9 protein-coding genes are annotated in these 15,845 nt (G+C 30.3%); 3 read left to right on the top strand and 6 right to left on the bottom strand.

All coding sequences use genetic code 11. The features are described from left to right. Positions 1-330: 330 nt before the first annotated feature. Entirely contained in the window at positions 331-3,735 is a 3,405-nt protein-coding gene (locus BR82_RS16435; RefSeq protein WP_051592828.1) for an alpha/beta hydrolase, read from the top strand. 622 nt (positions 3,736-4,357) lie between these two features. Continuing rightward, a complete protein-coding gene (locus BR82_RS0112065; protein WP_027090398.1) occupies positions 4,358-8,881 on the top strand; it encodes a GH92 family glycosyl hydrolase in 4,524 nt (1,507 codons plus the stop codon). A 645-nt stretch (positions 8,882-9,526) separates the two neighbouring features. Here BR82_RS0112065 and BR82_RS0112060 read toward each other — a convergent pair. From BR82_RS0112060 to BR82_RS0112045, 4 genes are all read right to left on the bottom strand, one after another. Continuing rightward, the gene (locus BR82_RS0112060; RefSeq protein WP_034864932.1) at positions 9,527-10,219 is read right to left on the bottom strand and encodes an LrgB family protein; all 693 of its coding nucleotides are present in this window, start codon (positions 10,217-10,219) and stop codon (positions 9,527-9,529) included. After that, complete coding sequence (locus tag BR82_RS0112055; RefSeq protein WP_027090396.1) at positions 10,212-10,574, bottom strand: CidA/LrgA family protein; 363 nt, start codon at positions 10,572-10,574, stop codon at positions 10,212-10,214. Before BR82_RS0112055 ends, BR82_RS0112060 begins: the two co-directional genes overlap by 8 nt. A gap of 198 nt (positions 10,575-10,772) precedes the next feature. Further along, positions 10,773-12,074 carry a coiled-coil domain-containing protein gene (locus tag BR82_RS0112050; protein ID WP_027090395.1) on the bottom strand — a complete coding sequence of 434 codons (1,302 nt, stop codon included), beginning with the start codon at positions 12,072-12,074 and terminating at the stop codon, positions 10,773-10,775. Positions 12,075-12,194: 120 nt separating this feature from the next. Further along, positions 12,195-13,397, bottom strand: a complete 1,203-nt coding sequence (locus BR82_RS0112045) for a C40 family peptidase (RefSeq protein ID WP_027090394.1) — start codon at positions 13,395-13,397, stop codon at positions 12,195-12,197. A gap of 186 nt (positions 13,398-13,583) precedes the next feature. Here BR82_RS0112045 and BR82_RS0112040 point away from each other — a divergent pair, with 186 nt between their 5' ends. Beyond that, entirely contained in the window at positions 13,584-14,612 is a 1,029-nt protein-coding gene (locus tag BR82_RS0112040) for a glycoside hydrolase family 25 protein (RefSeq protein WP_027090393.1), read from the top strand. Between the two features lies 1 nt (position 14,613). Here BR82_RS0112040 and BR82_RS0112035 read toward each other — a convergent pair whose 3' ends face one another. Together BR82_RS0112035 and BR82_RS0112030 are read right to left on the bottom strand one after the other, a co-directional pair. After that, positions 14,614-15,114: a ferritin-like domain-containing protein gene (locus tag BR82_RS0112035; RefSeq protein ID WP_027090392.1), complete on the bottom strand. Its 501-nt coding sequence runs from the start codon at positions 15,112-15,114 to the stop codon at positions 14,614-14,616. A 107-nt stretch (positions 15,115-15,221) separates the two neighbouring features. Next, the gene (locus BR82_RS0112030; RefSeq protein ID WP_027090391.1) at positions 15,222-15,716 is read right to left on the bottom strand and encodes a GNAT family N-acetyltransferase; all 495 of its coding nucleotides are present in this window, start codon (positions 15,714-15,716) and stop codon (positions 15,222-15,224) included. Positions 15,717-15,845 lie beyond the last annotated feature (129 nt).

Here is a 15,845-nt window from a genome sequence, read left to right as displayed (position 1 = left end):
CACAAAATCAATGGCATAGAAAAGCCTCAAAAAAGGAGAAGCAGGTTTAGTTATCTACGGTCCTTTCTTTGTGGCATAAATAAGATATAAAAGAAGTCGCGATCTGGAATATCAGAAATTATAGATGATCCACGTTTAAAGATAGTTAGAACTTATTTGACGAACCATTAACCTTGGAGTAGCCAATCTCCGTATAACAGAGTGGTTAACTGTCGATAAATCTAGTATTTTGGGGCTTTTGTATGCCATTGATGATAAAATTAAATAATTTTATTATGAATGTGTAATTTTCACTTGACAAAGGTCACTTCATAACAGAAAGGAGAAATTATGAAAAAATTATTATCAATCATTGCTTCATTAGCAATGGTATTTTCAACTGTAAGTTATGTATTTGCTGTTGAAAACGAATCTCAGCCAGGTTATACAATTTCTAGAAATGTAAGTTTTCCTGAATCTGATGCACAATATCAAGTTAGATTTACATATAAAACTGATCAAGATCTAGAAAGTGTTAGCTTAGTTGGTGGATTCCAATTTTATTCTCAAGAACAAGTTTCACAATATCAAAATGGTGAGAGAATTGTGGCTTACAATGCATATCAATATAAAGATGGTATGTTTCCAACTGGATACGATGTCATGACTTCTGGGCAAAGTATTGCTTATGCGATGACTGAGGAGTACAACGGAACTTGGTCAGTAGTTATTCCTGTACCAGCTGGAGAATGGTTCTATTCATTTGATATTAATGATGGAACAACAACTACTAGAGTTAAAGATCCAACAAATATGCCATTAGATAATGATGGTAGTGATAGCGGATGGAGTTTATTATTTGTAGGAAATAGTGATGAAGCTTTAGATGGACAAGAATGGATTTTCCCAAGAACTGATGGCCAAGTAGGTGAAACAACTTACGTAAACTATACAGCATCTACAGGGACACAACAGCCATTAGGAATTTATTTACCATATGAATATGATTCATCAAAAACATATAAAACATTATATTTATCTCATGGTGGTGGCGGAAATGAAGTTGAATGGCACGAAATTGGTGCAGCAGACAACATCATGGATAACTTAATTGCCGCAGGTGAAGTAGATCCAAATACAATTGTAGTAACAATGGACAATTCATATTTTGGATGGAATTATACAAGAATTAAACAAAACTTAATGGAAAATATTATTCCATATATGGAAGAAAATTATAGCGTTTCACATGATGCAAGAGATCGTGCATTTGCAGGATTATCAGCAGGTGGGATGACTGCATCATCAGTATATTCAACATTAGCTGGTGAATTTGGATATTTTGGTATTTGGTCATATAATGTAACTGTAGATGTACCAAATGTTGAAAACTTTGATTATCCAACATTAATGTTAGGATATGGACATTTTGATTTTGGAAGATCAACATATCCAAGATTTATTGCAAGCCTTGAGGCTGCAGGTGCAGATTATGAGTATTTTGAAATCAATGGTGCTCATGACTGGGGAGTATGGCGTAATCTATTCTCTAAATTTGTAAAAGATTTCTTATGGGAAGATGAAGACAAACCAGCCAATCCAATTACTGAAGCATATCAACCAGGAGTTACTGTTGTAGAAGATGAAGAATCATCATCAGGATATACAGCACATTTTGTTTATGATGTAAATAACGATTCTAGAATTAGTGTTCCAGAAGGTACAACAATTACTGGTGTTCAAGTTGTTGGATCATTTAGATTATTATCTGGTGATGCACCGATGTCTGAAAATTCAGATCATGGTTTAGATGCATATCAAAATGGTGATTTCTGTGCAAATGTTCACCCACGTACTCGTGATACTGGAAGTGGTATATGGGGAGCTGAATGGACATTTGATATGACATTGAATGAAGAAACTGGTAATTATGAGTTGGATATTCCAATGATCAGTGGTGCGCATTATTATTACTATCAAATTAGTTTTGATAATCAAAGAAGTGTAACAATTGATGATCCAGCTAATCCATCACCATGTCGTGAAAATGAAGCTAATAGTAATTCAGATACAGGTGATATTACTCATAGTATAGTTTATGGAAAATGGGATCCTGTAAAACAATCTGAATCACCAAATTTAGATTACCTTACACCATATGAAGGTGATGATAAAGGAACTTTAGAATATGTAGAATATGAAGGATTATTGGCAGATGATCAGGATTTAGGAATTTATTTACCAGCAAACTATGATCCTGATAGAGCAGAACCATATCGTGTAATTTATTTATCACATGGAGCTGGTGGAAATGAAACATACTGGTTCTCACAACCACAAGCAACAAATGCGATGGATCATTTAATTGCAGAAAATCCAGATCAAGAAGCAATCGTTGTTGGTATGGACAATACATTATTCGGTTGGAATTATGGACGTATTGCAGATAATGTAATTAATTATATAATTCCATATATGGAAGCAAATTATAACGTATCAACAAATCCAAATGATCGTGCTTTTGCAGGATTCTCAATGGGGGCAATGACAACAACATATATGGCATTCCATCATGCAGATAGTTTTGGATATTTTGGAATTTTCTCAGGATGTAATATTGGAAATGCAACATTCAAAGATGGATTTGAATATAATTCAAATAGATTCTATAGTGATGGGGCAGCATACTTAGAAGAAGTATATGCTAATATCGAACCATCAGAAGATTTATTAAATTCAGTAGTATTTACAATGGCAGGAGATTCAGATACAGCATTGTTTGCTAATGGATTTGGATATTATGGAGCATATGAAACAATTCGTGACTGGTGTAAATTAGCTATGCCAGAAGAAAACTTCATTGATGGAGGATTAGTACATGGTTCACATGATATTTATACATGGGGACAATGTGTTTATACATTTGCAAAAGATATATGCTGGACAAAAGAAGATAATCCAGTAGTAGATGCTGATAAAACAGCATTAGAAATCGCTGTAGAAGTAGCAAATAATGTAAGTGAAGAACAATTAGAAAAAGTTGTACCAGTAGTAGCAAATGAATTTAATGCAGCTTTAGCCCAGGCTCAAGAAGTTTTAGCTAATAATAGTGCTAGTCAAGCACAAATTGATAACGCATTTGCTCGTTTAGCTAATGCAATGCAAATGTTAGATTTCATCAAAGGAGATAAAACAGCATTACAGGCATTTGTAAATAGTGTAAGTGATTTAGATGCAAACTTATATACAGATATTACATGGAATGAATTTGCTTCAACATTAGAAAATGCAAATGATGTATTGGCTAATGAAAATGCAATGCAGGATGAAGTAAATGAAGTATATGATGCAGTTGTAAGAGCATATTTAGACTTAAGATTAAAACCAAGCAAAGACTTATTAAACAGTTTAATAAATAGAGCTCAAAGTTTAAATGCAGCTAATTATAGCATGGCAGCATGGCAAGTAGTAGAAGATGCATTATTAAATGCACAGGCAACAATAGCAAATGAAAATGCAACAGAAGAAGAAGTTGCAGCAGCTGTAGAAGCAATGGAAAATGCGTTAGCAGGATTATTAGTAACAAATCCAGAAAATAGTGTAGAAGCAGGTGTAGCAAACACTGTAGTAAAAGCAGGAGATACAACAGCAAGTATCAAGACAGGAGATAGTGCAAGTTTAGGATATTCACTAGCAGGATTAGCAGTAGCTTCAATGGTATTAGTTGCAAATAAAAAAAGAAAAGCACATAAATAAGACTTTGAATATAGATTAATGAATGAGAACAAGTAAATAATTATTTTACAGTTTCATAAAACAAAAAAGCGCTCAAGCGAGCGTTTTTTTGGTATAATATTTTCATGCAAAATAATAATATTAACATTTTAAACTATAACTCATTTCAATCTTATTTACTACTAAATTTTTCTTTTTTAAAAAAATATGTTTCCTATGATGATATTTGTAGAACTGTATTAGAAGTCGCTTAGATAAGTATGTCGACTTTTTTCACAGAAATATCCATGGTTATAATTCTTTTATGATGTGATAATAATCTAATTATACCCAAAATAGCACCTATACTCATCTGAGTTTAAGTGCTATTTTTTATTTTTGGTCAAACACATTTTTAAATGCGTTACAGCCTCTTTTGATTTATTGATATAAAATTTTTGTAAAAAAGTTTTTAAAAAATTTTATATTTAATTTTTGAAAAAATAATTACAAAAGTTCTAAATAGTAAAAATTTTTTAATAAATTTATAATTAAAATGTAAATAAGTTTTTTAATGATCTAAGGAGGTGAAATTAATAGAATTTTAGATTATGTATAATATTTTAATTAATAATTTTAATTTTGAGAAAGGAAAAATGAGATTATGAATATTCGTGGAAAAAAAGTTGTTGCTGTTTTATTATCAGCATTTATGATTATGTCGGTTTTTTCGATAAATAGTATAAATGTTGATGCAACATGTGAAACTGATGAAAATTATGTTGAATATACGAATACATTATTTGGAACTAATGTCGATGAAGGATCAACATCAGCCGGTCCATCATTACCTAATGGATCTATTCATCCAAGTCCTGAAACAACACCACCTGATAATGGAGGGTATCATCGCGGAAATCCTGTAGTTGGTTTTGGTCAGTTATATACGCAAGGTTCTGGAGGAACAAAATCATATGGTAATTTTTTATTATCACCTCAAACTGGTGAAATAAAAACAAGTGATCGGGATCATGCTTCAAGTATAAGTGAAGAAAAAGGACAAGCAAATTATTATACAGTTAAGCTTGATAAATATGATATTAAAGCTGAAGTAACACCTAATCACCATTCAGCAATTTATCGTTTCACTTATCCAGAAAATGCTGATTCATCATTATTAATTGATGTAAGTAGAAAAATTGGCGGAGAAGTAGCTTTAAAAGCTGGATCAGTTAATATTGATAAAGAAAATAAAATGATTACTGGTGGTGGTACATTTAGTAAAAACTGGAACCCTAGTGATTGGAATATGTATTTTGCTTTAGAATTTGATCAAGATATTGAAGAAATTGGAACATGGGATAATGGTGGATTAAAAAATGATGTTTTAAGTTTAGAAAAAACATCTAATAATGAACATTTTGGAGCCTATGTAAAATTTGATACTTCAAGTAATCAAGAAGTTAATGTTAAAATTGCAATTTCTTTTGTAAGTGTAGATAAAGCAAAAGAATTTTTAAATAATGAAATTAGTGAATTTGATTTTGAAAAAGAAAAAGAAGAAGCCCAAGATATATGGAATGAAATTCTTGGGGAAGTAGAATTAGGTAGTCAAGTTGACGAAGAAACAAAAGGTAAATTCTATACTGCTTTATATCATACTAATGTTCAACCAAGAGATCGTACAGAAGATCATGGTACTTGGGATGATTATTATACATTGTGGGATTCTTGGCGAACAGTATTTCCGTTTTTACAATTAACTCGTCCAGAAATGGTTGCAGCAAATATTAATTCATTTATTAAACGTTATAAAGAGACTGGAAAAATATCAGATGCTTATATTCAAGGAAAAGAATATGTTTGTGGACAAGGTGGAAATGATATTGAAAATATCATTGCTGATGCATATTTAAAAGGAATTGAAGGTGTAGATTGGCAAGAAGCTTATCAAGTTGTTAAAAGTGAAGCAGAAAATTATCGTTCAAAAAATTATGCAACACTAGGATGGAATACTGGTGAAACAGAAGCGATTAATGGTGATAAGTATTCGTGGCGTTTGAAACCAAGTTCAGCAACAGTAGGTTTTGCTTATAATGATTATGCTGTAGCTATGATGGCAAATGGGTTAGGTTATCAAGAAGATTATGAAAAATATATTCAATCTTCTAAAAAATGGTTAAATAACTGGGATGAAAATCTTGTATCATCAGATGGTTATAAAGGATTTATTCATAAAAGAGCGGCAGATGGAAGTTATGCAACTGTGGATCCAAGTCATTTTGTAGGAAATGATGGAACTGAAAAATTATGGCAAGGTTATAATGACGACTTCTATGAAGCGGGAATTTGGGAAGGAAGTTATGCTCCTACATTTGATTTACCAACATTAGTAGAAAAAATGGGCGGTAAATATGAATATGCTGATCGTTTAGATTATGCTTTAGGACAAGGTTATATCAATTTTGCAAATGAACCTGCATTCCAAACAATTTGGACTTTAGCAAGTGATGAAGTTCAACGTCCTGATTTAGCAAGTAAATGGGTTGATGTGTATTTAAGTAAATATACTGATGTTGGTTATCCAGGTGATGAAGATAATGGTGCAATGAGTTCAATGTATTTGTTTATGATGAGTGGATTCTTCCCAATGTCAGGAACTAATAATTATTATTTACATGGAACACGTTTACCAGAAGTTACTTATCATTTAGGAACAGGAAATGATTTTGTTATTAAAGGAATCAATGTTAGTGATGAAAATATCTATGTTCAATCAGCAACATGGAATGGACAACCATTAACATCTTCTAAATTAACTTGGGATCAAATTAAAGAAGGTGGAATTTTAGAATATGTAATGGGTAGTCAACCAAGTGATTGGGCAAGAGAAGTAGATAATGAAAATCCAAGTGATGTAACAGGATTAACATTAGATGATTCAAAATTAAATGAAGGTACATTAGCATTAAATTGGGATGAAGCTACAGATAATACACAAATTAAACAATATAACATCTATAGCTCAACTCAAGAAGATTTTGAATTAAATGATGAAACATTAGTTACATCAACTAAAGATACAACTTATGCATTTGATGTATCAAATGTAGTTAAATATTTTAAAGTAGAAGCAGAAGATTATTTTGGGAATAAATCATTAAATTTATCTGTTATAAAAGTAGATGTTTCTGATTTCGAAAAACCTATACTTAATGGTGAAATTAAGTTAGATGAAAGATATCTTGATATTGGTCTAGTTAAATTTAGTTGGCCTGAAGCAACTGATAATATAAAGATTAAAGAGTATCGAGTATATAGTGGTGATGAAGAAAATTATGATTTAGATGAAGTAAGTCTTTTAACATCTACAAATGATTTAAGTTATAGTGAAACAAAACAAGCAGGAACTTTCTATTATACTGTAGTAGCAGTTGATCTTTTTGGAAATGTTTCAGATTCATTAAAATTAAAAGTAGAAAATAGTAGTGGTTTAACAGGTAAAAAATTAAATTCTACTGAAAATATAGCTAAAAATAAAAATGTAACAGCTAGTGGTAGACATAGCGAAGCAGAAGATGGAAAATATGCTGTTGACGGTAATATTAAAACTAAATGGTGTAGTAAAGATAATGAGTCATCAGCAAATCCAGATTTCTGGTTAGAAATAGATTTAGGAGATGTTTATCAATTAAATAAATGGGTTGTAAAACATGCTCAAGCTGGTGGAGAACAAGCATCATATAATACAAGAGATTTCAAACTTCAAGTAAAATCAGGTGATGAATGGTTAGATGTTGATAGTGTTGTAGGAAACACTGATTCAACAACTTCAAGAACTTTACCTATGTTTGAAGGACGTTATGTTCGTTTGTATGTAACAAACCCAACTCAAGCAAATCAAGCTAGAACAACGAGAATTTATGAAGTTGAACTTTATGGTGATAAGGATTATTCAACATTTACTGGAAGTATTATGAAAACTCCTGGTATTGAAGTATCAGTAAATCATGCTGTTAATGAAAATGAAGAAGCTATTAAAGCAATTGATTTTGATACAAATACAAAATGGAGTTGTCGTAATAGTAATGATGATAATGGATATTACTGGCTAGAAGTAAAATTACCACAAAAATACCGTGTAGATGCTTTAGAATTATTGAGTGCAGAAAAAGAAAATTCAAGTTATATTACAAGAGATTTCCAATTACAAGTTAAAGAAAACGGTGAATGGAAAGATGTTCATAATGTAACTGGTAACCAAGAGAATCTTTATTATGCAAACTTAGATACACCAGTTATAGGTGATAATTTTAGATTATTAATTAAAAAATTAGGTAGCGCTAATGAAGATAATGCTAGAGTATATGAATTCCATTTATATGGAGATAAAGTAGTTGATAGTGATAAAACTGCATTAAAGATTGCAATTGATTTAGCTAATGCAATTACTGATAAAGATTTAGAAAAAGTAATTCCAGTAGTAGCTGATGAATTCAAAACAGCGAGAGATGAAGCTAATGCAGTTTACAATGATATAGGTGCCACTCAAGAAGAAGTAAATAATGCTTTTACTCGACTAGCAAATGTAATGCAGATGTTGGAATTCTATAAAGGAGATAAAACAGCATTACAAAAACAAGTAGATCAAATCAATGGATTAGATGAAAGTAAATACATTGAATCATCATGGTCTAATATGTTAGCTGTATTGGAAAAAGCTAAAGATGTATTAGCTAATGAAAATGCAATGCAGGATGAAGTAGATGAAGCCTATACAGAATTAGTAAAAGCCTTCTTGAACTTGAGACTAAAACCAAATAAAGATTTATTAAATGACCTAATTAATAAGGTCCAAGGTTTAAATGTAGCTAGCTATACAGCTGAATCATGGAATGTATTGCAAGAAACATTAAATGGTGTCCAAGCAGTATTAGATGATCCAGAAGCTACAGAAGCAGAAGTGGAAGCAGCTGTAGCAGCATTGAACAGTGCAATTGAAGGATTAGCAGTTAATTCAGAATTACCTGTAGTAAATGAAAATGTAACAAGCGACACAGTAAAATCAGGAGATACAACTGTAAGTATCAGGACTGGAGATACAGTAAGTTTAGGCTATTCATTAGCAGGATTAGCATTAGCTTCAATGGTATTAGCAATAAATAAAAAAAGAAGAACATATAAATAGTATGTAGTAAAGTCTTTTTTGAAATTGTAATAAAATAAGATTCTCTCTTAAATTTAAAACAGTTTTCAGTTATAAAACGTAATTGAAGACTGTTTTTTTATAGTTTTTGGATCCAGCATATGGAAATTTAATGAAATATTATGGGTAAATGGTATTATGCTAAAATGTTGAATAATTATATAAAAATTTAATTTATTGTTGCTAACATTTTATTATATTTATTCTTAAATTGCGTTAATAATAGATAACTTTATGCTGGTCATGAAATGCCTTTTATAAGACAGTAAATCTTAATAATGGAGAAAATTTATTAAGAAAGCTTTATTTACGAATAAAAAATCATAAATAAAGAAGGAAGAATCTAGAAATTAATCATTTTATAAGTTGGTATGAATTTAATGAGGAATAGCGATTTTACAAGTTTATATTAAGTTATACTACTGTTTGCTTTTAAATTATTTTATTGTAATATATTTGATAAAATAAATTATTTGTGTTTAATAATAAACTTGTTGATATCAGCAAAGGAAAATATATGGTGAATAATGAAAAATTAATCGTGAACGATTATTTATATGTTAACTTAAAAACCGTTAAAAAAATATTTCAACGGTTTGAGATTTATACTTTATTTGTGTAATAAGATTAAAGTAATGTAGCCATTAATGGAGCAATGATTACAGTTAATAATCCAGATATTACAATAGATAAACTACTCATGGCACCTTCTATTTCACCAAATTCAAGAGCTTTTGCTGTACCGATTGCGTGAGCGCTGTTTCCAAGTGCTAAGCCAATTGCAACAGGATGTTTAATATTACATAGTTTGCAGATACTTTTAGCGATAATCGCACCTAAAATACCTGTAACGATGACAACCCCTACAGTAATAGTAGAATTACCGCCTATTTTATCAGAAACACCGATAGCAATCGCAGTGGTAATTGATTTTGGTAAAAGTGAATAATAAATAATAGGTTCAACTTTCATAAAAAAACATATGATAAATATTGATGCAATACCAGCTATACATCCACTTAAAAGACTGATTATAATAGCATCAAAATGTTTAATTAAAATTTTTATCTGTTTATATAAAGGAATAGCGAGACATACAGTTGATGGTGTTAACAGCATAGTAATAAATTGTGCACCTTTATTATAGGTATCAAAATCAATGTTAAAAATAACTAAGATACTAATAATAATGATAGCACTAATTAATAGTGGATTAAATATTGGATAGGGTAACTTTTTTCTAATTTGCATTGCTATCCAATAACATAAAAAACTTATCACTAATCCAAAATAAACAGTATCAATTAAAATATCATTCACTTTCATGATGCTCCTTTCTTTCAATTATAGATTGAGCAACTTTTCCTGTAACAACCATAACAACTATAGTACTAATCAAAGTAATGACACTAATAATTAAAATATCTTTCATTATCGTTTCTCCTACATTGATCAGACTAACTGCAGAAGGTACAAATAATACTGGCATAATTAATATTAACCAATCTGCAACATCTTCAATTTGTTTAATTTTAATAACACCTGTAAATAAACATATTAACATAATTCCTAAACCATATACACTTGCAGGAATAGGTAATGGTAAAATCAATCCAAGCAGTTCTCCAATAAAGGAAACAGTTAAAATAATTAAAAATTGATGTATATATTTCATAATAACCCCCATTCTTTGAATGATTATAGCATATGTTAAAGATATTTAAATATATAAATAAAAAAAACACTGATTATAAATTGATTTTAATGTCAAGGACAAAATACTGACAGTTATGAATCAGATATAGAAAAATGTGTTATGGCTTAGGCCATAACACATTTTTTTGTGCTTTAATGATATATTAGTTTATCAGTGTTAATTAACATGCCGGATTGTTGAAATTCTAGAGTAATAATATGACCCTGGTTCTATCGAAGAAATTTTAACACAAGCATTAGGATTATCACCATGAGTAGAGCTATCGCCACCTCCAGCATGAATCATTGATCTTGAACCATCAGAGTTAACGATTACAATTCCAATGTGATAAGCAGGACTTCCAAAACATACTAAATCACCAGTTTGAGAATTGTTAAAGCTGACACCTGTCCATTTTTGTGAATAAGATGATGCAGTACCACGTCCTCCAGAAACACCAGCTTGTCTTAGACTCCAATATACTAAACCTGAACAATCGTAATAATCAGGACCAGAAGCTCCCCACCAATAGCGTTTTCCCAGTTGGCTATATGCAGCAGCATAGATCTTTTCACCTAAATTACTAATGTTTGATGAATTGTTGTTATTGCTATTGTTGTTATTATTACTGTTATTGTTGTTGCTATTATTATTACTGCTGTTATTTGAATTATTGTTTGAAGTATTTGGCTTTGGTGGTGTAGGAGCAGGGGTTTCGTATGCGTTTTTGTTGAATTCTTCAATTGCTGCATTTAAACTTTCTGTCATTTCACCATAATCATAAATAGCGTTTTGAGTAGAAGCAATATTTTTATTTTGTTCTTCTAATAAAGCAGTATATTTATTTTGTAAAGTTTTTTGGGCTTCCTGTTGACTCAATAATGCTGTTTTAGCATCTTCAAGTGTTTTTTGCTGTTCTTCAACTTGAATTTTTTGATTGCTTAATTCAGCAATCAATTCTTTATCACTTCTAGTTAATTCATTAAATCCTTCGATTCTAGCAAACATATCAGAAAAATTAGAAGCACCAAAAATAAAGTTGATGAATGTATTATCATTACTATAAGATTGCATTGAATACATTCGATCTTTTAATAATTGAGTATTTTTTTCAATACTTGCTTGAAGATTAGAAATCGTTGTTGTTAAATAATTAATTTCAGCTTCTTTATCACTAATTTGTTTATTAATTTCATCTAATTGTTTTTGAACACTTTCAAGTGTTGCTTTAGTATCATTAGCAGCTTCTTTTTGAGAAGCTAATTGAGCAGTTAAATCTTTATTTTTTTCTTTTAAATATTTATTAAATTGTTCACATGTCGATTTATTACTGCTAGATATATTAGAAGATGAACATAAATTCATATATTTACTTTCATTACCTTCAAAATCTACAGCTTTTACTGGTAAGACATTAGAATATGTAGTTGTTAAAAGTGACAATACAACTATTGCCGGTATAATTTTTTTAATTTTCATTTAATCACCTCGATACACGGTAATTATCCTACAAAATTCGACATAAGTAAATAGATGTTTATAAATTTTCTAAGTTAAAAGACTATTTTTAATAAATAAAAAGATAAGCAATTTGCTTATCTAATATAATCTTCTAACATCATACCAGTGAGCCTGATAATAAGAACTGCTTAAAGAGGCAATTTTTACTACGTCACCAGTTTGTGGAGCGTGTACCATATTTCCACCACCAATATAAATACCAACATGATGGATACCACTAGCGCTGCCGTTACTACTAAACAAAATAATATCTCCAGCCTGCATATTACTACGTGATACCGATACCCCTTTATTTGCTAATGTTTTAGTACTGTTGCTGCCAATGTTGACACCGGCTTGATAGAAAGCCCAGCTAACTAAACCAGAACAATCAAAAGTTGATTGATTAGGATTAGCGATTTCGGACATACTATGACAAGCTCCATATACATAAACACTTCCTTGTTTACTTAATGCCTTGTTTGCGATTGCATTACCAATTTCAGAATTACCAGAAACTACATTACCACTTGGAACTTCAGATTCTTTTACAGCAGCAGCAAAGGCAGCTAAATTATCATCGATCTTTTGACTGCTGTTTTGAGCTTGTAGTGCTGCTTTTTCTTGAGCAATTATTTCAGCATTTTGTTCAATATACAATGCTTCAAATTGCTCTTGCAACGTTTTTTTAGCTTCACGTTGAGCTTCAATATTAGCTTTTGCACTAACTACTGTGGCTTTTTGTGATTCAACTTGTTTTTTCTCATCAGCTAATTCAGATACTAATTCTTTATCGTAAGATGTTAATTCATTAATGCTTTGGATTCTAGAAAACATATCAGAAAAATCTGATGCGCCGAAGATAAAGTCAATATATGAATTATCATTCATATAGGTTTGCATTGAATACATTCGATCTTTAAGTTCTGTTTCTTTTTTTTCAATACTAGCTTCTAAATTAGAAATAGATGTTTGTAAATAATTGATTTCAGCTTCTTTTTGAGCAATATCATCATTTAATGAAGTGATTTCTGCTGTGATACTATCAATATTAGCTTTAGTATTAGAAGCCTCATTTTTAGTATCATTAACTTGATTTTTTAATTCTTGATTTTTGTTTTTAAGATATGTATTAAATTCTTTGCACGTATTTAAATTACTATTTGACAGATTGGAAGAAGAACAAATTTTCATATACTTATCTTCTTGCCCTTCAAAATCAGTCGCCTTAATGGTTGTAGGAAAAATGAATAACGATAGTGCCGTACATACACCTAAGGTTGAAATGAATAGCTTTTTCATTTAATTACCTCCTATTTTTTTAATATATTATAAAATTTTATATTCAATTTAAGTTATATGAATTGAAAATCCATATCAATGTGATTATATCACATTATTTTTATTTTAACACCCAAATGATGAAAATGTTGTCAAAGTCACACATTTTCATAAAATCTTCATATATTAAAATTGGGAGGAAAAATAATGGAATTGAGAACAGATGTATTGACACATGGAATTGATGTTTCACAATATCAAGGCTTGATTGATTGGGAAACAGCAAAAAAACATATTGATTTTGCAATTATAAGATGCGGTTATGGACAGGATCTTCCTGGTCAGGATGATAAATTATTTAAAAGAAATGCTGATGAGTGCACAAGATTGGGTATTCCTTTTGGTGTATATTTATATTCTTATGCGAAAAACAGCAGTGATGCTAAAGGTGAAGCCCAGCATGTAATGCGTTTAGTCAAAGATTATAAAATGGCTTATCCTGTATATTACGATTTAGAAGATGAAAATACTACAGGGAAACAATCAAATGCGGTAATTGCAAATATTGCAAAGGCCTTTGCTGATGAATTAGAAAAAGAAGGTTATTTTGTTGGAATGTATGCCTCTTTATACTGGTGGAAAACAAAATTAACGAGCAATATTTTTGATAATTATACACGCTGGGTTGCTAACTATGCTTCAGAATTGAATTTTGATAAGCCGTATGATATGTGGCAGTATTCATCAACTGGCTGGGTAGAGGGTGTACCAACGATAGTAGACTTAAATTATTGCTACAAAGACTTTCCGACAATAATTAAACAAGCCGGAAAAAATAATTTTGATAAGAATACGCCTGTAGAACAATATAAAATAGGTGATACAGTTAGATTTAATTATGTGTTTTTGACAAGTGAATCTACTAATCCATTGCGACCATATCGTAATGTCGGAAGAATAAGCAGGATCGTGCGAAATGCTCGTAATCCATACTTGATAGGTGAAGATCAGGGCTGGGTAAATGATCAGGTAATTGAAGGAAAAGTAAATTATTTATCTAATCCTAATTATGTCGGTGATAGTTTGGTAAATGCTTTAAGTGAGATTGGTGAAGATATCAGTTTTGAAAACAGAAGGCGACTAGCTAATCTAAATGGAATAAATAATTATGTAGGCAGCGCAGCACAAAATTTAGAAATGTTGCAGCTATTGAAAGAAGGCAAGCTAATTAGTTAGTTTATCTAACTAATTTAGCCTGCCATTCTTTTAAAATCTTAATGTGTAATTCTTCATCTTCAATGATTCGTTTTAAAATTGCAACAATAAAAGGGTCTTTAATAATTTTAATTTGATACATATACTTATTGATTGCCTGATACTCGTTATCGATGGCAGTTTGTAATATTTCATCGATTTGTTGCGGATAGTTTAAATATGAAGGTGACCAATAACAGCACTGGTCATTTAAACAGGTCCACCAGCGGGGATCCATTTCTAATTTTAGTGCTAATTCCATAAATATATTTAAATGATGGATTTCAACCAATGAAATATCTAAAAATATTTGTTTTAATTCAAGAAATTCTTTACTAGTAATAGCATGATCATAAATATATTGACTAATGGCAGAAATTTTAGAATTCATACCGCCAACATTATCTAAAATCATTAGTCCATATGTTTCATTTGGTGCCTCAATCGCTACTTTAGGATAAGGTCTATCTATCTTACAGTTCATTTTTTCACCTCATCTTAAGATATGTAAAATGATTATAAATATGAATGATTTTGCTTATTTAGGTTTTGATTTTAATAATCAAAATAAAACCTGCAAAATTTTGCAGGTTAAAGAAGCTTTTCATAAGCTCGACGTTTCTCTTTGTTTTCTAAATAAATAGTACCACAATAATTAAAGCCATATTTAGTTAAAAAACGCTGCATAGAAAGATTATCATCATGCGTATCCATTCGAATACTTGATATGTTAGGAAATAATTTTAAAGTTTCATCTAGAATTATTTTTGCTAGTCCCTGCCCTTTATAATTATCGCGGATAGCAATTCTATGTACTACAAGATATTTACCGTCTTGTAACCATTTCCCTTCGATATAGTTATAATTAGGTTCTATAGCTTTGGAAATCATTGCTGTGGCAATAATTTTACCATCATCTTCTAAAACATAAGCCTCATGTTGTCCAATATCGTTAATAATGGAAATTTCGTTTGGATAACCATCTTGCCATTGATTGATGCCTTGGGCTTTAAAATAAGATTTAGCTTGATTAATAATTTCCATAACTGCATTTAAATCACTGTTTTTTGTTAGTCTTAATTTCATCTGATCACATCCTATTTATAAATATAACATAACCATAGGAAAATTGGTATTTATTAGAATAAATAGATTTAAAAATTATTTCTTTTATAGAAAAAAATAGGTTAAACAAGAAATTCATTGTATACTAAT

It is taken from the genome of Thomasclavelia saccharogumia DSM 17460 (genome assembly GCF_000686665.1).
GTDB classification, from domain to species: domain Bacteria; phylum Bacillota_I; class Bacilli_A; order Erysipelotrichales; family Coprobacillaceae; genus Thomasclavelia; species Thomasclavelia saccharogumia.
The sequence above is the reverse complement of the archived record's forward strand: the minus strand, read 5'-3'. Positions and strand labels throughout refer to the sequence as shown.